The sequence below is a fragment of the Erythrobacter litoralis HTCC2594 genome, from assembly GCF_000013005.1.
In the GTDB taxonomy this organism is placed as follows: Bacteria; Pseudomonadota; Alphaproteobacteria; order Sphingomonadales; family Sphingomonadaceae; genus Parerythrobacter; species Parerythrobacter litoralis_A.
In genome coordinates this window covers 2,635,442-2,659,540 of record NC_007722.1, presented here as the reverse complement: position 1 = coordinate 2,659,540, position 24,099 = coordinate 2,635,442, and the positions used below count along the sequence as shown (strand labels likewise).

Annotated in this window: 23 protein-coding genes; 13 read left to right on the top strand and 10 right to left on the bottom strand. The window is 64.1% G+C overall.

The window, feature by feature from the left end:
• Window positions 1–55: 55 nt before the first annotated feature.
• The 4 genes from EL2594_RS12985 to EL2594_RS12970 form a co-directional block, all read right to left on the bottom strand.
• Window positions 56–1,126: a glycosyltransferase family 4 protein gene (locus EL2594_RS12985; protein WP_011415554.1), complete on the bottom strand. Its 1,071-nt coding sequence runs from the start codon at window positions 1,124–1,126 to the stop codon at window positions 56–58.
• Window positions 1,123–2,031 carry a UDP-2,3-diacylglucosamine diphosphatase gene (locus tag EL2594_RS12980; RefSeq protein ID WP_011415553.1) on the bottom strand — a complete coding sequence of 303 codons (909 nt, stop codon included), beginning with the start codon at window positions 2,029–2,031 and terminating at the stop codon, window positions 1,123–1,125. The genes EL2594_RS12985 and EL2594_RS12980 overlap by 4 nt, the downstream gene beginning before the upstream one ends.
• Window positions 2,032–2,158: 127 nt before the next feature.
• Window positions 2,159–2,776, bottom strand: coding sequence for a glutathione S-transferase family protein (locus EL2594_RS12975; protein ID WP_011415552.1), 618 nt, complete (start codon window positions 2,774–2,776; stop codon window positions 2,159–2,161).
• Window positions 2,769–3,779, bottom strand: a complete 1,011-nt coding sequence (locus tag EL2594_RS12970; RefSeq protein WP_011415551.1) for an NAD(P)H-quinone oxidoreductase — start codon at window positions 3,777–3,779, stop codon at window positions 2,769–2,771. The genes EL2594_RS12975 and EL2594_RS12970 overlap by 8 nt, the downstream gene beginning before the upstream one ends.
• A 110-nt stretch (window positions 3,780–3,889) precedes the next feature.
• Here EL2594_RS12970 and EL2594_RS12965 point away from each other — a divergent pair, with 110 nt between their 5' ends.
• The 4 genes from EL2594_RS12965 (at window position 3,890) to EL2594_RS12950 (ending at window position 9,846) form a co-directional block, all read left to right on the top strand.
• Window positions 3,890–4,093 carry a DUF1192 domain-containing protein gene (locus EL2594_RS12965; protein WP_011415550.1) on the top strand — a complete coding sequence of 68 codons (204 nt, stop codon included), beginning with the start codon at window positions 3,890–3,892 and terminating at the stop codon, window positions 4,091–4,093.
• 150 nt (window positions 4,094–4,243) lie between these two features.
• Entirely contained in the window at window positions 4,244–6,622 is a 2,379-nt protein-coding gene (gene clpA / locus EL2594_RS12960) for an ATP-dependent Clp protease ATP-binding subunit ClpA (RefSeq protein WP_011415549.1), read from the top strand.
• A 438-nt stretch (window positions 6,623–7,060) separates the two neighbouring features.
• Window positions 7,061–8,128 carry a ligase-associated DNA damage response exonuclease gene (locus EL2594_RS12955; protein WP_196793203.1) on the top strand — a complete coding sequence of 356 codons (1,068 nt, stop codon included), beginning with the start codon at window positions 7,061–7,063 and terminating at the stop codon, window positions 8,126–8,128.
• A 122-nt stretch (window positions 8,129–8,250) separates the two neighbouring features.
• Complete coding sequence (locus EL2594_RS12950) at window positions 8,251–9,846, top strand: cisplatin damage response ATP-dependent DNA ligase (protein ID WP_011415547.1); 1,596 nt, start codon at window positions 8,251–8,253, stop codon at window positions 9,844–9,846.
• Between the two features lie 27 nt (window positions 9,847–9,873).
• On the opposite strand, the gene EL2594_RS12945 is transcribed toward EL2594_RS12950, so the two are convergent.
• The 5 genes from EL2594_RS12945 to EL2594_RS12925 are packed head-to-tail and all read right to left on the bottom strand — an operon-like array spanning window position 9,874 to window position 14,188.
• Window positions 9,874–10,443 (bottom strand): gamma carbonic anhydrase family protein, encoded by a 570-nt coding sequence (locus EL2594_RS12945; RefSeq protein WP_011415546.1) that lies wholly within the window; start codon window positions 10,441–10,443, stop codon window positions 9,874–9,876.
• Complete coding sequence (locus EL2594_RS12940) at window positions 10,440–10,997, bottom strand: GNAT family N-acetyltransferase (RefSeq protein ID WP_011415545.1); 558 nt, start codon at window positions 10,995–10,997, stop codon at window positions 10,440–10,442. The genes EL2594_RS12945 and EL2594_RS12940 overlap by 4 nt, the downstream gene beginning before the upstream one ends.
• Window positions 10,990–11,547: a GNAT family N-acetyltransferase gene (locus EL2594_RS12935; RefSeq protein WP_011415544.1), complete on the bottom strand. Its 558-nt coding sequence runs from the start codon at window positions 11,545–11,547 to the stop codon at window positions 10,990–10,992. The genes EL2594_RS12940 and EL2594_RS12935 overlap by 8 nt, the downstream gene beginning before the upstream one ends.
• Window positions 11,540–12,535 (bottom strand): porphobilinogen synthase, encoded by a 996-nt coding sequence (hemB, locus tag EL2594_RS12930; RefSeq protein WP_041685356.1) that lies wholly within the window; start codon window positions 12,533–12,535, stop codon window positions 11,540–11,542. The genes EL2594_RS12935 and hemB overlap by 8 nt, the downstream gene beginning before the upstream one ends.
• Before the next feature lie 48 nt (window positions 12,536–12,583).
• Complete coding sequence (locus EL2594_RS12925) at window positions 12,584–14,188, bottom strand: M23 family metallopeptidase (RefSeq protein ID WP_011415542.1); 1,605 nt, start codon at window positions 14,186–14,188, stop codon at window positions 12,584–12,586.
• A 244-nt stretch (window positions 14,189–14,432) separates the two neighbouring features.
• Between EL2594_RS12925 and EL2594_RS12920 the strand changes: the two genes are divergently transcribed.
• From EL2594_RS12920 to EL2594_RS12890, 7 genes are all read left to right on the top strand, one after another.
• On the top strand, window positions 14,433–16,991 hold the full coding sequence (locus tag EL2594_RS12920) for a helicase-related protein (RefSeq protein WP_011415541.1): 2,559 nt from the start codon (window positions 14,433–14,435) through the stop codon (window positions 16,989–16,991).
• On the top strand, window positions 16,991–17,302 hold the full coding sequence (locus EL2594_RS12915) for an RNA-binding S4 domain-containing protein (RefSeq protein ID WP_011415540.1): 312 nt from the start codon (window positions 16,991–16,993) through the stop codon (window positions 17,300–17,302). Before EL2594_RS12920 ends, EL2594_RS12915 begins: the two co-directional genes overlap by 1 nt.
• Entirely contained in the window at window positions 17,299–17,637 is a 339-nt protein-coding gene (gene fdxA, locus EL2594_RS12910; RefSeq protein ID WP_011415539.1) for a ferredoxin FdxA, read from the top strand. The genes EL2594_RS12915 and fdxA overlap by 4 nt, the downstream gene beginning before the upstream one ends.
• Before the next feature lie 71 nt (window positions 17,638–17,708).
• The gene (locus EL2594_RS12905) at window positions 17,709–18,446 is read left to right on the top strand and encodes a YihY/virulence factor BrkB family protein (protein WP_011415538.1); all 738 of its coding nucleotides are present in this window, start codon (window positions 17,709–17,711) and stop codon (window positions 18,444–18,446) included.
• Window positions 18,447–18,657: 211 nt separating this feature from the next.
• Complete coding sequence (locus EL2594_RS12900) at window positions 18,658–19,194, top strand: CarD family transcriptional regulator (RefSeq protein WP_011415537.1); 537 nt, start codon at window positions 18,658–18,660, stop codon at window positions 19,192–19,194.
• Window positions 19,195–19,312: 118 nt separating this feature from the next.
• Window positions 19,313–20,119, top strand: coding sequence for a head GIN domain-containing protein (locus EL2594_RS12895; RefSeq protein ID WP_011415536.1), 807 nt, complete (start codon window positions 19,313–19,315; stop codon window positions 20,117–20,119).
• A gap of 68 nt (window positions 20,120–20,187) precedes the next feature.
• Complete coding sequence (locus EL2594_RS12890) at window positions 20,188–20,529, top strand: hypothetical protein (protein ID WP_011415535.1); 342 nt, start codon at window positions 20,188–20,190, stop codon at window positions 20,527–20,529.
• On the opposite strand, the gene EL2594_RS12885 is transcribed toward EL2594_RS12890, so the two are convergent.
• Complete coding sequence (locus EL2594_RS12885) at window positions 20,530–21,474, bottom strand: L-threonylcarbamoyladenylate synthase (protein WP_011415534.1); 945 nt, start codon at window positions 21,472–21,474, stop codon at window positions 20,530–20,532.
• A gap of 51 nt (window positions 21,475–21,525) precedes the next feature.
• On the opposite strand from EL2594_RS12885, the gene EL2594_RS12880 reads away from it, so the two are divergent.
• Both EL2594_RS12880 and EL2594_RS12875 read left to right on the top strand, forming a co-directional pair.
• Window positions 21,526–23,268, top strand: coding sequence for an acyl-CoA dehydrogenase (locus EL2594_RS12880; protein ID WP_041685352.1), 1,743 nt, complete (start codon window positions 21,526–21,528; stop codon window positions 23,266–23,268).
• Between the two features lie 13 nt (window positions 23,269–23,281).
• Window positions 23,282–24,097, top strand: coding sequence for an ATP-binding protein (locus EL2594_RS12875; RefSeq protein ID WP_011415532.1), 816 nt, complete (start codon window positions 23,282–23,284; stop codon window positions 24,095–24,097).
• Window positions 24,098–24,099 lie beyond the last annotated feature (2 nt).

Sequence of the window (24,099 nt, the reverse complement as noted above, 5' to 3'; positions counted from 1 at the left end):
ATGTAGGCGATATGGTCGGTGGCAGCAAGGGACAGATTGCGTGCTGGGGTGCGCCTCAGAGCATTTCCGGCTCGAAGGCGCGCAGACCGGAAAGGAATTGCAAGGTGGCCGCTTCCCAGCTGAATTGGCGGCCATGGGCGACGCAGTCGGCGCGCTTGCAAAAGGCTGCTGCGGCGATGGCGCGGTCGAGATCGTGCGAGAGCGCTCCAACCCTGTCGGTGACGATATCGACCGGGCCGGGGACCGGATAAGCGGCCACCGGCGTGCCGCAAGCGAGCGCTTCGATTATGACCAGTCCGAACGTATCGGTCTTGCTCGGGAACACGAATACCCCGGCACCGGCATAGCATCCGGCGAGCTCGCGCCCGCTCTTGCGTCCGAGAAAACGAGCCTCGGGATAGCGCGCTTCCAGCGAAGCCCGCGCCGGTCCATCGCCCACCACGACCTTGGTGCCGGGATAGGCACAGTCGAGAAAAGCCTCGATGTTCTTCTCGACCGCGATGCGACCGACATAGAGCAGGATCGGGCCGTCCATACCGGCAAATTCGGGCGGCGGCGGTGCATCGGGCGAAAAGCAGGCGAGATCGACGCCCCGGCTCCAGTGATGGAGCTTCTCCAGCCCTTGCTCGCGTAGTTCGCAGCGGATGCTCTCGGTCGCAACCATGATCCGCGCAGCCGGTCCATGAAACCAGCGAAAATAGGGCCAGAACAGATCGGCGGGCAGGCCGGTGCGGCGCGCGAGGTAATCGGGGAACTGGGAGTGATAGGCGGTCGTAAAGGGCACGTCCCGTTTGCGGCACCAGCGCCGCGCGGCGAGGCCGAGCGGGCCTTCGGTGGCGATATGTACGGCGTCGGGTCGCAATTCGGCGAGCCTGCGCCCGACTGCGCCCGGCCACGCGAGCGCCAGACGAATCTCAGGGTAAGTCGGGCACGGCACCGAACAATACTGATCGGGCGAGACGACCGAGACGGTGTGCCCAAAACCGTGTAAGTGCTTGATCGTGGTCGTGAGCGTGCGCACGACGCCATTCATCTGGGGAAACCAGGCATCGGTCACGATGGCGATATGCTGGCCCGCGACCGATCCCATGCGCTCGGCAGCGCCGACGGGGAGCGGATGGTTCATGCCGCCTCGCGCGCCGCTTCGTCGGCGGTGGCGATTGACTCGCGTCGCGCCACTTCCTCGGCCCAATGAAGAATTTCCATGCGTCCATCGAAATGCTCGACCAGCGCGTTGCAGCCTTCGACCCAGTCGCCATCGTTCCAGTATTCGACCGGCCTGCCTTCGTGCTCGAACACGCGCGCCTCCGCAGTATGAATGTGGCCGCAGACAACGCCATCGACACCGCGCTCGCCAGCGGCGCGGGCAACGACCTCTTCGTATTTCGAGATGAACTCGACGGCGTTCTTGACCTTGTGCTTGGCCGCTTTCGAGATCGACCAATAGGGCAGGTCCAACACCTTGCGCACCGAAGCGACCCAGCCGTTCAGCTTCATCATGACGTGGTACAGCGCGTCCCCGACGAAGGCGAGCCAGCGGTGGGCGAGCATGATGGTGTCGAACTCGTCCCCGTGCAGCACCATCAGCCGGCGTCCGTCGGCAGTATCGTGAAAGGCGGCGCGGGCGATTTCGATGCCGCCGAAATTCATGCCCGAGAAGGGTCGCACCATCTCGTCGTGATTGCCGGGAATGTAGACGACGCGCGTGCCGCGCCTGGCGCGCTTGAGCACCCGCCAGACGATGTCGTTGTGCTCGGGCGGCCAATAGAACTTCTTCTTCAGCCGCCAGCCGTCGATGATGTCGCCGACCAGGTACATCGTCTCGCTGTCGGTGTGGTCGAGGAAGTCGATCAGCAGTTCCGCATTGCAGCCCTTGGTGCCGAGATGGACATCGCTGATCCAGATCGTGCGATACTTTCGCCGTTCCTCGACCTGCCGCTCGGGCACGGACGGCGCGACCGGGGGGAATTCCGCGATGTTGGAAAGACCGGCCAGACCGGCGGGCAGGTGCGCAGTGCCATCGTCGAGCATGAAAGCTCCTCGTGTCCGATGAATATATCGGACGCACTACGGCGAAATTGTTACAACCGATTCACAGTTCGGTGACGGATCGAATGCTTTGAGACGAAACTGCGACACCCTCGGCGTCGATCCGGCCTCAGGCCATTTCAACAAAACCCGGGAGCGACGGTACGCGCTCCAGCCAGCTTTTGATCGCCGGATAGGGTGCAAGATCGAACCCGCCTTCATTGGCGACATGCGTGTAGGCATAGAGCGCGATATCGGCGAGCGACGCAGCGCTGCCCACAAACCATTCGCGTTCCTGCAAGTGGCGATCCATCGTCGCCAGCGCCTCCTGCCCAGCGATGCGTTTGGGCATCATTTGAGCCTTTTGCGGCTGCGACAGATTGCTCTCGCCGATAAAACGACACCAGAATCGCAAGGTCGCGATATTGGGTTCGTGGCTGTATTGCTCGAAGAACATCCAGCGGAGCATCTGCGCTCGATCGAAGGGCTCGTCGGGGATCAGCGCCGACCCTTCCGCAAGATACCAGCAGGCGGCATTGCTTTCCGGCAGCATGCGCTCGCCGACCTGGAGCACCGGGATGCGGCCGTGCGCATTGATACCGGCGAGAAACTCGGGCGTTCGTGTTTCGCCCTTCATGATGTCGTATCGCCGCGTATCCAAGGGCACGCTCAGGAGCGCGGCGGTCAGCTTGATCTTGTAGCAATTGCCGCTGCGCGGGTCTTCATGAAGGAGCAGTTTCTCACCCACCGGCAACCTCCAGCACGATCTTGCCGATGTGATCGCCCGCCTCCATCCGCGCATGGGCGGACGCCGCATCGGCAAGCGGGAAGCTGCGGTCCATGACCGGGCGGATCGTGCCGTTCAAGATGAGCGGCCAGGCGATCTGGCCGATCTCGTCGCAAAGCGCGGTCTTGAAAGCGTCGCTGCGCGGCCTGAGAGTCGAGCCTGTCAGCGTCAGGCGACGGCTCATGATGAAGGCCATGTTGAGCTCTGCCTGCATTCCGCCGAGCACCGCGATCGTCACATGCCGCCCGTCTTCTGCCAGGCACTTGAGGTTGCGCGCGACATAATCGCCCGAGACCATGTCGAGCACGACCTCCACGCCCTTGCCCCGCGTGATCGCCTTCACTTCCTCGACGAAGTCCTGGGTTTTGTAATTGATCGCATGATCCGCCCCGACCTCGCGCGCAGCCTCGCACTTGGCATCGTCGCCGCACGTCACGATGACCTGCATGTCGAAAGCCTTGGCGAGCATCGTCGCCATGGTGCCGATCCCGCTGGTGCCGCCGTGTACCAGCAGCGTTTCGCCCTCACGCGCGCACCCGCGCTGGAACACATTGTGCCAGACAGTGAACAGGGTTTCAGGAACAGCGGCCGCCTGGTCGAGCGGCAGGTCGTCTGGAACCGGCAGGCAGTGGCCGACCGGCACCTTGCAATATTCGGCATAGCCGCCGCCCGGGGTCAGCGCGCAGACGGTCTCGCCGAGCAGCGTTTCGGGTACGCCATCGCCGAGCGCGATGATGCGGCCCGAGACCTCGAGCCCGAGGATCGGCGAAGCTCCCGGAGGGGCGGGATAATGGCCCGCGCGCTGGATGCAGTCGGGCCGATTGACCCCGGCCCAAGCAACTTGGACCAGCACCTCGCCGGGGCCGGGCTGCGGCACATCTGCGGTCTCGGTTCGCAGCACGTCCGGCGCGCCGGGCCGGTCCATGCCGATGGCCGTCATATTCTTGGGAAGCGTATCCACCATTCGTTCCTGTCCACCACGATGCAGAACGCGATCCGGTTCTCTTCTTTTGATGGGCACCTAGCCTTACGGCGTATTGACAGCAAGCATCCAGCCCGGCGACACTGCTGCCAATGGAAGATGATGACCTTCCGCGCCCCAGGGGCGATGCCGCGAGCAAGCTCGCCGCAGAAGACCTCGGCCCCTATTCGCAGGACGAACTGGCCGAGCGGATCCGCTTGCTTCAACTGGAAATCGCGCGGGTCGAACAACACCGGGCCAAGGTCGACGCCCACCGCGCAGCCGCCGATGCCTTGTTCGGAAAGCCTGGGTCGTGAGCGGCGAGAGTCGCAATCTGGCCGGCGGTTCCTATATCTTCCAGAGCCCTTCCACGCGTCCCCCGACACACCGCGATTTAGGATTGGTTAACCATACCTTCTCATACTCTCCGTTCGGAGAGGCATTTCTCCCGCAGTGAAAGTGATCTGATGCCCAGTTTCGCCCAGAACCTCGAAAAGACGCTCCATGCCGCGATCGATTCAGCGCGCGAGCGTCGCCACGAATACGCCACGCTCGAGCACCTGCTGCTCGCGCTGGTCGCAGACGAGGATGCGACCGAGGTGATGACCGCTTGCGGGGTCGACCTGGAAGAGCTGTCCAGTGTCGTGAAGGCCTATCTCGACCAGGAATACCAGTCGCTGCAGACCGAGGAAGGCAGCGAGCCGCAGCCGACCGCCGGATTCCAGCGCGTGATCCAGCGGGCGATCCTGCACGTCCAGTCCTCGGGCAAGGACACCGTGACAGGCGCCAACGTGCTGGTCGCTTTGTTCAGCGAGCGCGACAGCTATGCAGTTTATTTCCTGCAACAGCAAGACATGAGCCGGCTCGATGCCGTCAGCTTTATCAGCCACGGCATCGGCAAGGGCGGCAAGCAATTGGAGAGCCGCGCGCCGCAGGGGTCCGACGAAGGCCAGGCCGAAGACAGCAAGTCCGACGGCGGCAACAAGAAGGAAACCGCGCTCGACCAGTTCACGGTCAATCTCAACAAAAAGGCCGAGGACGGCCGCATCGATCCGCTGATCGGCCGCGGGCCCGAAGTGGACCGGACGGTCCAGATTCTGTGCCGCCGCAGCAAGAACAACCCGCTCTATGTCGGCGATCCCGGCGTCGGAAAAACCGCCATTGCCGAAGGTCTCGCACGCAAGATCGTCGAAGGCGACGTTCCCGAAGTCTTGGAAGACGCTGTGATCTACTCGCTCGACATGGGCGCGCTGCTCGCCGGGACGCGCTATCGCGGCGATTTCGAGGAGCGTTTGAAGCAGGTCGTCTCCGAACTCGAAAAGATGCCCGAAGCGATCCTGTTTATCGACGAGATTCACACGGTCATCGGTGCCGGTGCGACCAGTGGTGGGGCGATGGATGCTTCCAACCTGCTCAAGCCCGCGCTTTCGGGCGGGACCATCCGCTGCATCGGATCGACCACCTACAAGGAATTCCGCAATCACTTCGAAAAGGATCGCGCGCTGCTGCGCCGGTTCCAGAAGATCGATGTCAACGAACCGACGATCGAAGATACGGTGAAGATCCTCAAGGGCCTCAAGAGCGCCTTCGAAGATCACCACAAAGTCAAATACACGCTCGATGCGCTCAAGACCGCCGTCGAGCTCTCGGCGCGGTACATCAACGACCGCAAGCTGCCCGACAAGGCGATCGATGTGGTCGACGAAGTGGGCGCGATGCAGATGCTGGTGCCGCCGAGCCGCCGCAAGAAGAAGATCACCGCCAAGGAGATCGAGCAGGTCATCGCGACCATGGCACGCATCCCGCCGAAATCGGTATCGAAGGACGACAAGAAGGCGCTGGAAAATCTCGAGCGCGACCTTAAGCATGTCGTCTTCGGGCAGGATCCGGCGGTGAAGAAGCTCTCGACCGCGATGAAGCTCAGCCGCGCGGGCCTGCGCGATCCGGACAAGCCGATCGGTTCGTTCCTGTTCTCCGGCCCGACCGGTGTCGGCAAGACCGAGGTCGCGCGCCAGCTCGCATCGATCATGGGTATCGAGCTCAAGCGCTTCGACATGTCCGAATATATGGAGCGCCACAGCGTCTCGCGCCTGATCGGCGCGCCTCCGGGCTACGTCGGTTACGACCAGGGGGGGCTGCTGACCGATGCGGTCGACCAGAACCCGCATTGCGTGCTGCTGCTCGACGAGATCGAGAAAGCCCATCCGGACCTGTTCAACATCCTGCTGCAGGTGATGGATAACGGCCGCCTGACTGACCACCACGGCAAGACGGTCGATTTCCGCAATGTCGTGCTGATCATGACGACCAATGCCGGTGCCGCCGACATGGCGCGCCAGGGCATCGGCTTCGGCGACGTGTCGAAGGAAGACGCCAGCGAAGAGGCCGTGAAGCGCATGTTCACGCCGGAATTCCGCAACCGCTTGGATGCCATCGTGCCGTTCGGCTATCTCGGCAAGGACACCGTCGCCCGCGTGGTCGACAAGTTCATCCTGCAGCTCGAATTGCAGCTGGCCGAGCAGAATGTCGATATCCAGTTCGACGCGGACGCTCGTGCGTGGCTGGCCGACAAGGGCTACGACCGTCTCTATGGCGCGCGCCCGATGGGCCGCCTGTTGCAGGAGAAGATCAAGCAGCCGCTGGCCGAGGAACTGCTGTTCGGCAAGCTCGCCGATGGCGGTGAAGTGCAGGTCAGCATCAAGGACGGCAAGCCGAATTTCGAGCTTACGCCTGCACCGCCCAAAGCTAAGCGCGCTGCGCCCAAGCGCAAACCTGCGGCGAAGAAAGCTTCGCCGAAGAAGGCCGAACCCGAAGCTGGTGACAGCAAGGACGAAGGCGGAGGCTGATTCCCCGCTTGGGGAAAACTCCATCACGACTATTTGACCGAATCGCCTCAATCAGCCTTCATGGCTGATGGTCGTGTGACCCCTTTTTTCTGAACCTCCGAACCTCGGTGCCGCTTGATGCCGCCCGAGGGGCACGAGGCCCCTCGGAGGAGTCGGCAACTTTTTGTCGGCGTTCAGAGCAAAGGAGCCGACTATGGAGCGACGTGTGCACGTTTGTGCGTATCGCCGTTGGCGTTTCGGTCGGTGGGAAGATGTGTGCGAGCACACCCGCCGTTGGCCGCGCCAATATTCGTTCAACTTTTAAATCAACATAGACTGGTCACACGGCCACTTTTTGCGGTCTCGCGGTCCGTATAGGACGCATCCTATTTGGCATACGCCGAATCGCCGATCAAGATAACCCAGAGCTATTTTTTCGAGAGTCAATGACTCTGATTGATGGAACTCCACAGGTTTCTTCACATTTCATCCATTGTGAGCCCTCCCTTTTCCTGGATCAGGCCCGAACCGTGGGGCATCCATATCGAGCCTGCCGATTGCTGGATCGATCCCGGCCGCCCGGTAGAGCGCGCGCTGGTGACGCATGGCCATGCCGATCACGCGCGCGGCGGCCACGGCGAAACCGTCGCCACGCCTGAAACGCTGGCCATCATGAAGCTGCGCTATCGCACCGGGGCCGAGGACGAGAACGGCGAGATCCCGACCAAGGCGGTGCCGGTCGAATATGGCGAAACCATCCGGCTGAAGGGCGGCGTCGATGCGACCTATGTCCCAGCGGGTCACGTGCTGGGCAGCGCGCAGATCCTGCTCGAACATGCCGGTGAGCGGGTCGTGATTACCGGCGATTACAAGCGCCGCCCCGATCCCACCTGTCCGCCCTTCCAGGTCACGCCCTGCGACATCTTCATCACCGAGGCGACCTTTGGCTTGCCGGTCTTCACCCATCCCCCGATCGAGGACGAGATGGCGAAACTGCTCGAGCGGCTGGCGGCGCACCCCGAGCGATGCGTGCTGGTCGGTGCTTATGCGCTGGGCAAGGCGCAGCGGGTGATCGCGGAACTGCGCGCCGCAGGGCACCACCAGCCGATCTATCTCCACGGCGCGATGGAGAAGATGTGCAGGCTCTATGAGGAGCACGGCGTCGATCTCGGCGAATTGCGGCTGGTGAGCGACGCCAAGAAGGACGAGATGCGCGGCCACATCGTCGTCAGCCCGCCCAGCGCGCTGAACGACCGCTGGAGCCGCCGCCTGCCCGAACCGATCACCGCCATGGCGAGCGGCTGGATGCGCGTGCGCCAGCGCGCCCGCCAGCGCAACGTCGAGCTGCCGCTCGTCATCTCCGACCACGCCGATTGGGGCGAGCTCACCCGCACCGTCGAGGAAGTCGATCCGCACGAGACCTGGATCACCCATGGCCGCGAGGAAGCGCTGCTGCGCTGGCACCAACTGCACCAGCGCCGCGCTCGGGCGCTGGCGCTCGTAGGCCGGGAGGATGAGGATGAATAGAATCCACCCCTCATCCGTTCGGGCTGAGCCTGTCGAAGCCCAAGCCTTTTTTTTGGCAATCGGGGCGCTTGAAGAAAGTACGGCCCTTCGACAGGCTCAGGGCGAACGGGGTTTTTGAAGCTGTGCAAGCCTTCGCCGACCTGATCGACGCGCTGGTCTATACGCGCAGCCGCAACGAGAAATTGCGGCTTATTGCCGCATATTTGCGTGAAACGCCCGACCCGGACCGCGGCTGGGCGCTGGCGGCACTGACCGACGGGCTCGATTTCCCGGCGGTCAAGTCGAGCGCGATCCGCACGATCATGAAGGAGCGGATCGATCCGGTCCTGTGGACACTCAGCCGCGATTTCGTGGGCGATACGGCGGAAACCGCGAGCCTGCTCTGGCCCGCCCCCGATAGTGACGTCACGCCGCCTCCCTCGGTGAGCGAAGTGGTTGATCTACTGTCGAAAATGACGCGCCAATCGGTGCTCACCGAGCTGCCCGCGCTGCTCGACAGGCTCGATCCGTCGGGCCGGTACGCGCTTCTAAAGATCGCAACGGGCGCGATGCGGATCGGCGTGTCCAGCCGTTTGGCCAAGGTCGCTTTCGCGCAAGCCTTCGGCGTCGATGTCGAAGATGTCGAGGAGTATTGGCACGGGCTCGAGCCGCCTTACGAGGAGCTGTTCGCCTGGGCCGCCGACGGGGCCGACCCGCCCGATACCGAGAACAAGCCGACCTTCCGCCCCTTCATGCTTGCGCATCCGCTCGAGGACACGGTGGTCGACATGGCGGACTATGCTGCCGAGTGGAAATGGGACGGCATCCGCGTCCAGCTCGTCCATGCCGGTGGCGAGACGCGGATTTATTCGCGCAGCGGCGACGATATCAGCCGCACCTTCCCCGAAATGGTCGACGCGCTGCAGGTCCCGGCGGTGCTGGACGGCGAGCTGCTGGTGCGCGGCGATGCACAGGGCGGTGAAGCGGGCGGCGCTGCAAGTTTCAACGCGCTGCAGCAACGGCTGGGGCGCAAGACGGTCAGCAAGAAGATGCTGAGCGAAAGCCCTGCCTTCGTGCGGCTCTACGACGCGCTGATCATCGAAGGCGAAGACCTGCGCGACCAACCGTGGGAGAGGCGCAGAGACCATCTCGAACGCTTCGTGCCGCGCCTGCCGGACAGCCATTTCGACCTCAGCACCATCGTCGATGCGCGTGATTTCGAGCACCTGGCCGAAATCCGCGAAGGCACGCGCGAGGACGCGATCGAGGGCCTGATGCTCAAGCGCCGCGACAGCCCCTATATCGCCGGACGCAAGACCGGGCTGTGGTACAAATGGAAGCGCGATCCGCTGCTGGTGGATTGCGTGCTGATGTATGCCCAGCGCGGCAGCGGAAAGCGCTCGAGCTTCTATTCCGATTACACTTTCGGCTGCTGGGACGGCGACCCCGACAAGGGGGCCGAGCTATTGCCGGTGGGCAAAGCCTATTCGGGTTTCACCGACGAGGAGCTCAAGAAACTGGATCGGCTGGTGCGCCAGAACACCCTCAACCGCTTCGGTCCGGTGCGCGAGGTCGAACGCACGCTCGTTTTCGAAGTCGCCTTCGACAGCGTGCATACCAGCAAGCGTCACAAGTCCGGCCTCGCCATGCGGTTCCCGCGGATTCACCGCATCCGCTGGGACAAGCCGGTGCACGAAGCGGACCGGCTCCAGACGCTCAAGGCCATGATCCAGGACTAAGCGAAAGTCGCGCCGCGCGACTTTGCGTCAGTTGCCAGTCGCTTTCACCGCAGCCTTATGCGCGCGACCATTTTCGACATAATGCGCCACGCCCATGCGCATGCCGGCGATGGCCGCATCGCTGAGGTCCTTGAGCGGCTTGGCCGGTCTGCCCGCCCACAGGCTGCCCGGCGCCATTGTCTTGCCTTCGGTCAGCATCGCGCCCGCTGCCAGCATGGCGTCGCTGCCGATGACCGCCTTGTTCATCGCGATCGCGCCGAGACCGACGAAGCCGCGGTCCTCGATGACGCAGCCGTGGACCATCGCCATATGGCCTATCAGCACGTCGTCGCCGATCAGCAGCGGCGAGCCGTCGGGATCGCCCGGACGTTCAGGATCGCAATGCAGAACACTGCCGTCCTGAACATTGCTCCGCTCGCCGATCACGATCCGGCTGACGTCGGCGCGCAGCACGCAATTGTACCAGATCGAGCTGTCCGCACCGATCGTCACGTCGCCCACCAGCACGCAGCCGGGCGCGACGAAAGCGCTGTCGTGGATCTGCGGCGTGTTGCCGTGGATCGGAATGATGCGGACACCTGGTGGCGGAGTGGTCATTGCTGCTGCTCCCATTGTTTTCTGGTCAGCGAATACTGGATCGTGGGGTTGTCGTCGGGCGGATACTTAGGATCGTCGAAATCCAGGTCTTGTCGGCGCTCCATGCCGAGTTTCTTCATCAAGCGCCAGCTTGGCGCATTGCGCTGCGACGTCAGCGCCACGAGATGCGGGACGTCGTGGCGGGTGAAGGCCCAAGCGACGACTGCACGCATGGCTTCGATGCCATAGCCCCTCCGCCAGCGGTCCTCGCGCACCAGCCAGCCGATCTCGAAATCGCCCTGGTTCGGCGCGGCAGGGTGATCGACGCGCTTGAGGCCGGCATGGCCGACGAGGTCGCCAGTGGCTTTCTCCACCATCATCATGAAGCCGAAGCCGTGCCGAGCGAACAGGGCCATGGTTTTGGCGTGCTTGGCCTCGATCTCGTGCAGCTCCTTCACCCCGCCGAGATGTTCCATCACCGCCGGGGTGTTGAGCAGGCGGAATTGCAGCTGTGCATCACCTTCGTCGATCGATCGCAGCACCAGCCGATCGGTTTCCAGCACGATATCAGCCATCGCGCGCTGTCCAATGGTCGCGGTCGATGGCATGCACGATAACCTTGCCGTACCCCCTCGACCAATGGCTCTGGCCGAAATCGAGGTCGGGTCGGCGCCGCATGCCCAACGCACGCATGAGGCCCCAACTGGCTCTGTTGCCTTTCACCGTGAGGGCCACGATTTCATCGAAACCGAAATCTCCGAAGCCGACCGCGAGGCTTGCCCGGGCGGCCTCTTTCGCAAATCCCTGACCCCACGCACTTTCACGCAAGCGCCAGCCGATTTCCGGCATCCCGAAAGGGCCGTTTTCGTCGGTGCAGCGTTTCAGACCGCAAAATCCAAGGATGGCTCCATCGTCCTGCCGCTCGACCACCCAAAACGTATGCCCGTAATCGGCCTGATACTTCTCCAGCCGCGCTCTTGCTGCGGCCATACCGGACACATCGAGCTGACCGCCCAGCCAGCGCATCACAGCCGGTGTATTGGTGCCTTCCCAGAACTCCGGCCAATCCGCGTCGCGCCAATCGCGCAGCACCAGTCGCCCGGTCTCGTGCCGAAATTCAGCCATCGAGCATTTTGGCAGCGACCGGTGCGTGATACGTCAGGACCCCCGCACAACCGGCCCGCTTGAAGGCAATAAGTTTTTCCATCATCAGCGCGTCGCGATCGCCGACGCCTGCCGCAGCACCCGCTTCTATCAGCGCGTATTCGCCGCTGACCTGGTAAGCGAACACCGGCACGCCGAAAGCTTCCTTCGCGCGCCAGATGATATCGAGATAGGCGAGGCCGGGCTTGACCATCACGCTATCGGCGCCCTCGGCGATGTCCAGCTCGATCTCGCGCAGTGCCTCGAGCGCATTGGCCGGATCCATCTGGTAGCTTTTCTTGTCGCCTTTGAGCAGCCCGCCGCTGCTGACCGCATCGCGAAACGGTCCGTAAAAGGCTGAGGCATATTTCGCGGCATAGGCCATGATCTGGACATTGGGATGCTCGCCCATCTCCAGCGCCATGCGGATGGCCTTGACCCGTCCATCCATCATGTCCGACGGAGCGATGATATCGGCCCCCGCTTCGGCCTGATTGACGGCCTGGTCGACCAGCACGGCAACGGTATCGTCATTGACGACATAGCCCGCATTGTCGAGCAAGCCGTCTTGCCCGTGGCTGGTATAGGGATCGAGCGCGACATCGGTGAGGATGCCGATATCGCTGCCGCAAGCATCGCGTACCGCCTTGATCGCGCGGCACATCAGATTGTCGGGATTGTACGCTTCCCTGCCATCGTCGCTGCGCAACTTGCTCGGCGTGTTGGGAAACAGCGCGATGCACGGGATGCCCAGGTCGATCGCCTCTTTGGCCCGCGCGACAATCCCGTCGACCGACCAGCGCGAAACGCCGGGGAGGCTCTCGACCGGCTCCTCCTGTCCCTCACCCTCGATGATGAACAATGGCCAGATCAGGTCGGCTGGCGTAAGCACGGTTTCGCGAAACATCGCGCGACTCCAGGCGGTGGCCCGGGTGCGGCGCAGGCGCGTTGCAGGATAGGATGCTGACATGCGGCAAGTGTTGCCGCATTCACTATGCCAGCGCAATGCGCGGATTGTCTAAGGGCCGCCCGCGATCTGGCGCGTCTGTGCGACGGCCAGCTTGTCGATCTCGCGCTCGGGCTCGTCGCGCTCTTCCGGGCGCGGGGCGAGATCTACCAACGCCGCTCCGGCCTCTACTGTCTTCAACTGCGCCAGCGAGGAGCGGAAACGCTGCAATTCGTCTCCCGAAAGCTGTGCGCGGGTGACATAGTTCACCGAAGCCGGATTGATCGCGCGGCCGTTGCGATACATCTCGTAATGAAGGTGGGGCCCGGTCGAAAGGCCGGTCGAGCCGACATAGCCGATCACCTGCCCGCGGCGCACGTTCTGTCCGTTGCGCACCGCCATCCGGCTCATGTGGCAATAGCGGGTCTGCAGGCTGCCCGAGTGCTTCAGGCGGACCGCGATCCCGCAGCCGCCCATGCGTCCCGCGCCGGTCACCTGGCCATCGGTGACCGCGCGGATCGGCGTGCCGTGGCCCGCGCGATAGTCGAGGCCGCTGTGCATGCGGCGGTATCCCAGGATCGGGTGGCGACGCATACCGTAGCGCGAGCCGACAGGGCCGTTGACCGGCGCGAGCAGGCCGCTGCGCTGTTCACCGACGCCCGATGCCTCGTAAAAGCGCCCGTCTTTGCCCCAGCGCATCAGTTGGGTCTGCGCTTCGCCGCCGCGTTCGATGCCGGCATAGAGCAATTGCCCGGCCTGGCGTTCGCCGGTGGCAGCGCGGCGGTAGGAGACGATCATGTCGAACGTGTCGCTCGCGCGGACCGCGCGGTCGAAATCGGCGTGGTCGCCCACGGCCTTGAGATATTGCTGCACAGCGCTGGCAGGCGCTCCCGCGGCGCGAGCCGAGCGGTAAAGGCTCGAGCCGACCGTACCGCGAATGCGCAGCGGCGTGTCGTCGACGCGGATCGGCTTGCGCAAAAGCGCGAGATTGCCGTCGTCGCCGCGCTGGATACCGAGCGCAAGATCGAAACGGGCGCGGAATTCGATCGCTTCGAGCGGCCGCGTTTCGCCCGGCGCAGGGCGGCGGCCCAGGGTAATGTCAAGCTGGGTGCCCGACTCGATGTCGTCCAGCGGTATGGCGCGCGAGATCAGATCGACGACGCGGTCTGCATCGCCGGAGCCGACACCGGCGCGGCGGAGCATGCGGGTGAAACTGTCGCCCTGGGCGAGCGTTGCAACAAGCTGGACCTGCGGGCGTTCCGGCGCGGAAGGCAGCTCTTCCACCAGAGCACTGGCACCCATCCGGCTGCCGGTGTCCCCCCCGAGGGCCAGCGGCGTGATGGCATGGCTACGAAACTCTTCGCGCGCCGACTGGTCGATGGCGGCGGCAGGCGCGGCTTCTAGCGGTTCGAAGCTTGGCCAGAATGACAGCGCGACGGCCGAAAGGCCAAGCAGGGTCGTCAGGCCACGAAACCAGCGCTTGCTGCCGATCCGTTCGGCAAGGTCGGGCGCGAGATCGATCCGGTCGAGCTTTTCGCCCGTTTCGAAACGCCACGTATGGAATCTTTCGCGCAGGCTGTCGGCGCGCTGCAGGGTGTGGTGACGCTCGGATCCGATGATCTGCGCATGCGACAGGGCGGCAGCGCGCCAGTCGCCGCCGCCTTCATCGCCGGTCATAGCGCCGACCCCCGTTTCTGCACGCGCCTGGTACAGTGCGCCCTCCTCGATCCAAGGAGCCGCTGGCAATATTTGCCGATTGCGACCTCACCCTTAGCGGGTGTCGCAGGCTCCATGCCCCAGCACGCTGGCAAATTAAAGTTAATACCGGTTTAAAGCCCGCTGAAACGACTGTCCGATGCGACGAATTTATGGTCCGGTCCAACGGGTTGCGGGTTGAGCGGTGCGCTGCCACAAGCGCCGGGTGAGTGGCAGCACCATCAGGGCGGTCCTCGGGCCCACCAATACCGGCAAGACCCATCTGGCGATCGAACGGATGTGCGGCCATTCGAGCGGAGCGATCGGCTTCCCGCTGCGGCTTCTGGCGCGCGAAGTCTATGACCGGGTGGTTGCCATCAAGGGTGAGAGCCAGGTTGCGCTCATCACCGGCGAGGAACGGATCGAGCCCCCGCATGCACGTTATTTCCTGTGCACCGCCGAAGCGATGCCCAGCGACGGCGGCGGCCATGCCTTCGTCGCGCTCGACGAAGCACAGCTCTCGGCGGATCGGGAGCGCGGGCATATCTTCACGGACCGTCTGCTGCACGCGCGCGGGCGGGAAGAGACGATGCTGCTGGGCTCGGCTACGCTGGAGCCGGTTCTCAAGTCGCTCGTGCCGCGGGCGCAGGTCGAGACCCGGCCGCGCTTTTCCACCCTTACGCATATCGGCCCGCGCAAGCTCTCGCGCTTGCCGCCGCGCAGCGCCATCGTCGGGTTCAGCGCAGAACAGGTCTATACCGTGGCCGAAATGCTCAGGCGCCATCGCGGCGGGGCGGCAGTGGTGATGGGCGCGCTGAGCCCGGAGACCCGCAACAAGCAGGTCGAGCTCTTCCAGTCGGGCGAGGTGGACTACATCGTCGCTACCGACGCCATCGGCATGGGGCTGAATCTTGACGTCACCCACGTCGCCTTCGCCTCTCTCGTCAAATTCGACGGTGTGCGCCAGCGCCGCCTCACGCCGGCCGAAATGGCGCAGATTGCCGGACGTGCAGGGCGGCACCAGAAGGACGGCACCTTCGGAACCCTCTCGGGCGGGCGCGGCGGGGCGGCCGAACTGGACGAGGAAGAGATCTTCGCCATCGAAGAACACCGCTTCGCCCCGCTCACGCATCTTTACTGGCGCGAGGCCGAACCGCGCTTCGATACGATCGGCACGCTGATTGCCGATCTCGAACGCAAGCCGGGCGAACCGGAACTGCGCGGCGCGCCGGAAGCCATCGACCTCGCGGTGCTCAAAAAACTGGCGGACGAGCCGCTCGCGGCGTCCATCAAGGGGGCCGGCGCGGTGCGACGCTTCTGGGAAACATGCTCGCTGCCCGATTTTCGCCAGTCCGGGGCCGACACCCACGCGCGCTTCGTCGCGCGGCTGTGGCAGGACCTGCGCGAAGGCTATCTCGGCGCGGACTATGTCGCGACCCGCATCGCCGAGCTCGACAATATGCAAGGCGATATCGCTACGCTACAGGGCCGGATCGCGGCCATTCGCAGTTGGGCCTATATCTGCCAGCGGCCCGACTGGGTGTTGGCGCGCGACGAGATGGCGGCGCGGGCGCGGGCGATCGAAGCCAGATTGTCGGACGCTTTGCACGCGCGGCTGACCGAACGTTTTGTCAATCGGAGGACGGCGATCCTGATGAAGAACCTGGGCAACGATCCCAATTTGCTCCCCGTGTCGCTGGCCGACGACGGGACCTTGCTGGTCGAGGATGAAGCGATCGGCACGGTCAGCGGCTTTCGCTTCGCCGTCGATGGCCAGGCGCGGCTAGCGGACCGGAAGATGCTGCTATCGGCGGGAGAAAAGGCACTGCCGCGTATCCTGGCAGAGCAAGCCGTCCGATTGCGCGAAAGCGGCTTTGCGGGCGTTTCGCTCGAAAAGGGCAAGGTTGTCTGGGCAAACCAGTCTATCGCCACGCTCGAACCGGGTCAGCTGGCGACCAAGCCTACGATCTCGGCCGCGCGCGACCTCGACCGGATTGCCGAACCGGAGAAGACGACTTTCCTTGCGGCGCTGACCGACTGGATCGAGACACGGCTCAAACCGCTCGAAGCGCTCGACAAGCTGCAAGCGGCTTCGGCGGACCCCGAAGCGGGATCGGAGGCGCGTGCACTGCTGCTCGCACTGATAGCGGGCCATGGATATGTCACGCGCGACGATGCCGGTATCAGGCACTTGCCCAAGGAAACGAGGCCTTTTCTGCGCCGTCTTGGCGTCGTTTTCGGTGCGCTGGATGTCTTTGCCCCCGCCTTGCTCAAGCCCGCACCGCGTCTTGCACTGCATGCGAGCGGGATGGACAAGCGCCCGCTCGAAGAGGCGATGCGATCCGTTTTGCCTGCAACCAAGAGCATCCCTGCAGGCTATCGCCCGGCGGGCGAGCAGCTGATCAGGGTGGATGTGGCGGAAAAGCTGGTCAAGGCGGCCCATGAGGCGCGTACAAAGGCGGGCGAAGCGAAATCGTTCATGCTCGACGCGTCCCTCGCTGTGTCGACGGGCTTGACCGAAGCCAGTTTCGCAAGGCTGCTCGGCGCGGCCGGTTTCCGGATGCACAAGGCGAAGCCGTTGCCCGAGAATGTTTTCGGCCCGCCCTCCCCTGACCGATGGAGCTGGCGGCCGGGCAGGGGCGGCACCGCCCGCGCCAACAGGCATGGCAAAGGGCGCGGAAAACGAAACGGTGAACCGAGGGGTAAATCCACCGACAAGGCTCGCCGCGACAGCGGGCCCGCTCCGGGCAATCCCTTCGCCGACCTTGCCAAGCTCGTGCGCTAATGCGGATCGACCTGGTTCTGTGCCGCCTGCGTTTCTTCAAGACGCGCAGCGCGGCACGCAACCTGATCGAAGCCGGCCATCTTCGCGCCAACGGTCGCCGCGTGGTGCAGGTCAGCCATCCGGTGGCCGAGGGAGACATCCTGACGGTTCCGCTCGGCAAGTCGGTCGTCGTCATCGAAATCCTGCATTTGCCCGAACGACGCGGTCCTGCCGCGGAAGCGCGGGAATGCTATCGCGCGCTTGACCCGAGGGAACAATCCGCATTAGCGGAGGGTTCAACGCACGAACTCAAGGGGAAAAGCTCGTCATGACCTACGTCGTCACCGACGCCTGCATCAAATGCAAATACACCGATTGCGTCGAGGTCTGCCCGGTCGATTGTTTCTACGAAGGCGACAACATGCTCGTCATCAATCCCAGCGAATGCATCGATTGCGGCGTGTGCGAGCCCGAATGTCCGGCCGAGGCGATCCTGCCCGATACCGAGGACGGGCTCGAAAAGTGGCTCGAGATCAATACCAAATTCTCCGCCGATTGGCCCAACATTACGCAGAAGAAAGAACCGCCTGCCGACGCCGACGAGCATAAGGGCGAAGAGGACAAGTACGAGAAATACTTTAGCGCCGAACCCGGCGAAGGCGACTGAGCTTTATCGCGACACTCCAGAACGGCATCGCTATAGTCAGGGACGCGCTCGACCAGGCCGGGCGCGACAATGTGGGGCTGGCCGCGGCCGGCGTGGCTTTCTTCGCCTTCCTCGCTTTCGTCCCGCTACTCGGGGCGATCGTGCTCGCTTACGGGATTGTCGCCGATCCGCTGATGGTTGCGGAGAATATTCGCGCATTGAGCTCTTTCCTGCCGGCATCGGCGGCCGAACTGATCGGTAGCCAGCTGGAAGGCGTCGTCGAAGGGCCCGACAGCAGCAAGGGCTTTGGCCTGCTCCTCGCGCTGGCGATCTCGCTGTTCGGGGCGCGTAGCGGAGCCACTGCGCTGATGGCCGGTCTCGATATCGCTTACGACACTACGGAGACCCGCGGCTTTGTAGAAAAGAACGCGCTGGCATTGCTGATCACCGGCGGCGCGGTCCTGGGCTTGGGCATCGTTGCGCTAGCGCTCACTGTGGCCGGATTGATTGGTGATGCCCTGGGGTTGGCCGCAAGCTACCTGGTGCTGTTCTCGTCCGGCGCGCTCGGTGCGGTTCTGCTTTACCGCCATGCGCCCGATCGTCCGACCGCAACCTGGAACCGGACATGGCCGGGCGCAGTCGTGTTCGCCGCCCTCTGGCTGTTGGCGACTTCGCTGTTCGGTTTCTATGTCGCGAATTTCGGCAATTACAACGCGACTTACGGTTCGCTGGGAGCGGTCATGGTCTTGCTGACCTGGCTCTACCTGTCGGCCTATCTTCTCCTGCTCGGTGCCGAACTCAACGTGCAGGTCGCCGCCAGGCGCGCCTGAAACTGGTGCATTCGGACACGCACTGGCAATTTTGTTGCGAATCTGTTATATAATGATGCAACCGCGAGCGCTCCGATTCCGCTCCGGCTTGAAATGGAAAGGCAGGATCGCGAATTTTCGACAAGTTGAGGCCCATGCCGGCGCGCCTCGCGCGGCCGATTACGGGGCGACTGTCGGAAACACGCCTGTCTTTTGAAAGGAAGGATACTTCATGGCAGCCAAGGCCCTCGCCTTCGACGTAGGCGATTATGTTGTTTACCCCAAGCACGGCGTCGGTCGCGTGATCGAGCTTCAGAACGAGGAAATCGCCGGCATGCAGCTCGAGCTTTACGTGCTGCGCTTCGAGAAGGAGCGCATGACGCTCCGCGTGCCCACCAACAAGGTCGAATCGATCGGCATGCGCAAGCTGTCGAGCGACAAGACGCTGAAGGAAGCGATGGAAACGCTCAAGGGCAAGCCCAAGGTCAAGCGGACCATGTGGAGCCGCCGCGCGCAGGAATACGAAGCCAAGATCAATTCGGGCGAAATCGTGCTGATCGCCGAAGTGACGCGCGACCTCTTCCGCCCGGACGACCAGCCCGAGCAGAGCTATTCCGAACGCCAGATCTTCGAAGCCGCATCGAGCCGCCTCGCTCGCGAACTCGCGGCGATGGAAAAGACCGACGAAGCGACCGCGCTCGAGAAAATCCTCGACGTTCTGCGCGAGCATGCGCCGCAATATTACAACAACGAGGAAGAGGACGCCTGATCGAAAGGCGACAATCCGACTTCGATGAGGGTCGCTACCGCAAGGAGCGGCCCTTTTTCGTGGGTTGAAGATATGCCCGCAGTGTATTACGTCGGCAATACACATTCGGGAGGAAACGATGCTCAACACCCTATTCAAGAAAATCGCACCCCTTGCCGCGATCGGCATGGGGCTGGCTCTGTCGGCCTGCGACGGGATGGACATTTCCATCGGTGGTAGCGACGGCGTGCCGCTGTCCGAGCTCGATATGACCGGCCCGGCACCGACTGAGCTCGTGCTCGCCGGACCGGACACGGTGATCGTGACCGAAGGCGAAACGCTCGACATCGATGTCGAAGGCGATCCCGAGATCGTCGAGGCGATGCGCTTCACCAATGACGATGGTGCCTTGGGCATCATGCGCGAACAGGAAACCTGGAGCATGGATGGCAAGGCCACCGTGCGCGTGACCATGCCGCTGCCCGCCGAACTGGTGATTGCCGGCTCGGGCGATGTGCAATTGCCGGGTATGGACCGCGAAGCCGACGTTACGATCGCGGGTTCGGGGCGGGCCGATGTCGGCAATCTCGCCGCTACCCGGCTCGAAGTGACCGTCGCCGGTTCGGGCACACTGGTCGCAGCCGGGACGGCTGAACGCATGGAGCTGACCATTGCCGGGTCCGGCAAGGCCGAAATGGACCGCCTGACAGTCGAGGATGCGGAAATCACGATTGCCGGATCGGGCGATGCGAGCTTCGCTTCCGACGGTACGGTTGACGCCAATATCGTCGGCTCCGGCGATGTCGTCGTTACCGGTGGCGCGACCTGCACGGTCGAATCGATGGGATCGGGCACGGTCACGTGCAGGCAAGGCACTACAGCGCCTCCTGCTGCGGCGGATGCTGGGAGCGACGACGCCGACACCGAACGCGCCGGCGGCACCTGAACGGCGCAAATTCATGGACGGCTCACTTTGCGGGGCTTAGAGGAACCCCCTGCAACAAGGAGCCGTTCATGCGCCCCCTCCCCCTGATCGCCCTGGCAGCTGCCGGTTTCTCCCTGTCCGGATGCCTCGCCGCCAGCGCTGTCGGTGCAGCGGTCGATGTGGCGACACTGCCCGTCAAAGCCGCCAGCATGGGCGTCGATCTCGCCACCACCAGCCAGTCGGAAGCCGACGAGAAGCGCGGCCGCGAAATCCGCAGGCGCGAAGAGCGGCTCGGCAAGCTCGAACGGCGTTACGACAAGGAGCGCGCCGAGTGCGCCGAAGGCGATCGCGAGGCCTGCGCCGATGCGCGCGCAACTTATGACGAGATTCGCGATCTGCTCCCGAGTGTACCGGTCGAACCCGACGAATAATCAGGCTGCGGCGCGGCGGAGCCGGTCGTTGATGGCTGCGCCCAGCCCTTCGTCGGGGATCGGCGCGACGGCAATCCGCGCTTTGTCGCTCTCCGCCCCGCGATGCAGGCCCGCGTAAAGTCGCGCCGCTGCTTCGGCCGGATCGCCGCTGTCGGATAGCGACCAGTCTCCTGCGGTGTTTCCGAAGCCGAGGAGGAATTCGTCCTCGGCAGCCTCGACAGCGCCCAGTCTCACGGGCTTGCCCGGCGAGTAGTGCCGCGCCAATTGACCGGGCGCCTCGACGCCCTCCGTTGTGCCGGAGGGCTCGGCACCGAGCGCCTCGATCAAGGCTTCTTTGGCAATCGGTCCGGGTCGCAGCAAAGACCACGCACCATCGCCGCGCAGAGCGACGATCGTGGATTCCAATCCGGCAATGCATTCGCCCCCGTCGAGCACGGCGTCGATCCGGCCGTCCAGCGTCTTCAGGACATGGCCAGGCGATGTCGGGCTGACGCTTTCGCTGACATTGGCGGATGGCGCGGCAAGCGGCGCTTCGGCCAGAGTCAGTAGCTCGCGCATGAGCGGGTGCGCCGGTACACGAACGGCGAGCGTGGGCAGGCCTGCCGTCACGGCGCCGGCAACATCCGCAGCATCGCGAAGCGGCAGGACCATCGTTAACGGCCCGGGCCAAAAGCGCCCCGCCAGAGCCTGCGCCTTGTCGTCCATCTCGACCAGCCGACCGGCAGCTGCCGGATCGAGGACGTGCACGATCAACGGATTGAAACTGGGGCGCCCCTTGGCAGCATAGATGGCGGCCACCGCGTCCGGATCGTCCGCGCGTGCGGCGAGGCCGTAAACGGTTTCGGTCGGAACGGCGACTAGGCCGCCCGCGTTGATGATACGTGCAGCCTGCGCCACGCCATGGCGGTCGCCCCGCAGCACTTCCGTAGCGTTCTTGTCGCGCATCCCCGAGCGCTATATCTGATACCCAGCTAAGCCAAGAGGACTTTCCGCGCCGTGACACCCTATACGCCCGCCACTCAGGACCAATTGCTATCGATCCGCGTCAATGCGGGCATCGCGGAGCTGGCCAAGAGCGAACGCTTCGCCGCCGCCGAGCCCGACATGGTCGAAGCCATCGTCGAAGGGGTCGGCCAGTTCGCTGCCGGCGAATTCGCCCCGCTGAATCGCGTCGGCGACCTCGAAGGTGCCAAGCTGGAGAACGGCGTCGTGCGTCTGCCCAACGGCTTTGCCGAAGCCTATGACCAATATGTCGAGCAGGGCTGGAACGCGATCGCCTCGCCCGCGGAATTCGGTGGCCAGGGCCTGCCGTTCACGCTCGCCTGCAACGTGCTGGAGAACCTCGGCACCGCGAATATGGCGTTCAACCTGCTTCCGATGCTCTCGGTCGGCGCGATCGAAGCGATCGAGCATCACGGCAGCGAGGCGCAGCAGTCCAGATACCTGCCCAAGCTGGTCAGCGGCGAATGGTCGGGAACGATGAACCTCACCGAGCCGCAGGCGGGAAGCGATGTCGGGGCATTGCGGTCTACCGCCGTGCCGATCACCGAAGGCGAGCATGCGGGCAAATACCGTGTCCGGGGGCAGAAGATCTACATCACCTGGGGCGATCACGAGCTGGCGAAGAACATCATCCACCTCGTCCTTGCGCGAACGCCCGACGCGCCGGAGGGAAGCCGCGGCATCTCGCTTTTCCTCGTGCCCAAATATCACGTGCACGACGACGCCTCGCTGGGCCCGCGCAACGACCTGCGTCCCGTCAGTCTCGAGCATAAGCTCGGCATCCACGCCTCGCCCACTTGCGTCATGAGCTATGGCGACAATGACGAATGCATCGGCGAGCTGGTCGGCGCGGAGAATCGCGGTCTCGTGGCGATGTTTACGATGATGAACAACGCGCGGATCAATGTCGGCAACCAAGGAGTGCAGATCGGCGAGCGCGCGACGCAGCAGGCGCTGCATTATGCCAGAGACCGCATCCAGTCGGCCCGCGCCGGATCGCCCGACAAATCGCCGGTGGCGATCCTCGAACACCCCGATGTCCGCCGGATGCTGCTGCGCATGAAGGCGCTGACCGAAGGCGCGCGGGCGCTGCTCTATTACACGGCAGGCCAAGTCGACCGAGGCACAATCGGCGATGAGGCCGCCAAGGCTCGCGGCGAAATCCTCACCCCGATGATAAAGGCCTGGGGCACCGATATAGGCATCGAAATAGCCTCTATCGGCGTCCAGGTGCATGGCGGCATGGGTTTCGTAGAGGAAACCGGCGCGGCGCAGCACTATCGCGACGCGCGCATCGCGCCGATCTACGAAGGCACCAACGGCATCCAGGCCGCGGACCTCGTGACCCGCAAGCTCGGGCTGGAAGACGGGCAGGCCCTCATCGGCCTGCTCGAAGACATCGCGCGTGACGCCGCCGATGAGCCCAAGCTGTTCGCGCTTGCCGGCGATTGTGCCGCCATCGCACGTTGGATGCGCGAGGAAGCGAGCCTTGATGATCGACTGGCCGGAAGCGTCCCCTTCACCACCATGTGCGCTGTCGCTGTCGCTGGCTGGCAGATGCTGCAACAATTGCGCGCCGTCGCAGCAGGAGCATCCCCTGCCCTGGCAGAAACCAAGCCGGTCACTGCCCGCTTCTTCCTCGACCGCATCGTGCCAGAAGCGAGCGGCCTCAAGGCGTCAGCCATTGCCGGGTCGGATTCGCTCTACGCACTCCCTGCCGACAAACTGATCGCCTGAGGCAGCGCTAGGGATGGCGGACCAGGGCGACCCGCTGGCACGAATTGCCGATGCCCTGGAGCGGATTGCGCCTGCGCCGTCGGACACCAACTGGCTCGCCCATCCGGCCTATGCGTGGGACGGCGCGAGCGGACGGCCTATCGCAATGATCGATGCGCCTGGTTTCGATCAATTGCGCGGCATCGACCGACAGAAGGCTGCAGTCGCGGAAACCATTGCGCGCCATGCTAAAGGCGCGGCAGCGCACGACATGCTGCTGTGGGGCGCGCGCGGAATGGGCAAGTCCGCGCTGGTTCGGGCTGCAACCGTCGAGAAGCAGGCGGAAGGGCTACCGCTCGCGCTGGTCCAGGTACCTGTCGATCGGCTCGACACGCTCCCGGCATTGTTCGCACAGATCGCCAATCTCGACCGCCGCTTCCTGATCCTCGTCGACGATCTCGGCTTCGGCGCGGACGAAAGTGCGGCTCTCAGGCGCCTGCGCAGCTTCCTCGAAGGGGGAATCGAGCCGCGGCCCGACAATGTCCGGCTGGCCGTGACGGCAAACCGCCGCGCGCTTGTCGAGCGGGCCGACACCGCCGATGCCATGCATGAAAGCGACGAGCTCGACGATGCTATGGCGCTCGCTGATCGGTTCGGACTGGCGATCGGTTTTCACACGGCGTCGCAAGACGACTATCTTGCCATGGTCGACTCTTACGCGGCACCGCTCGGGCTGCAGTATGCGCCCGAAGACGCGCTCACATGGGCGCGCCAGCGCGGTGCGCGGTCGGGGCGCACGGCTCGGCAGTTCGTCACCGAACTGGCCGGGCGTGCCGGAAAATCCCTTTAGTA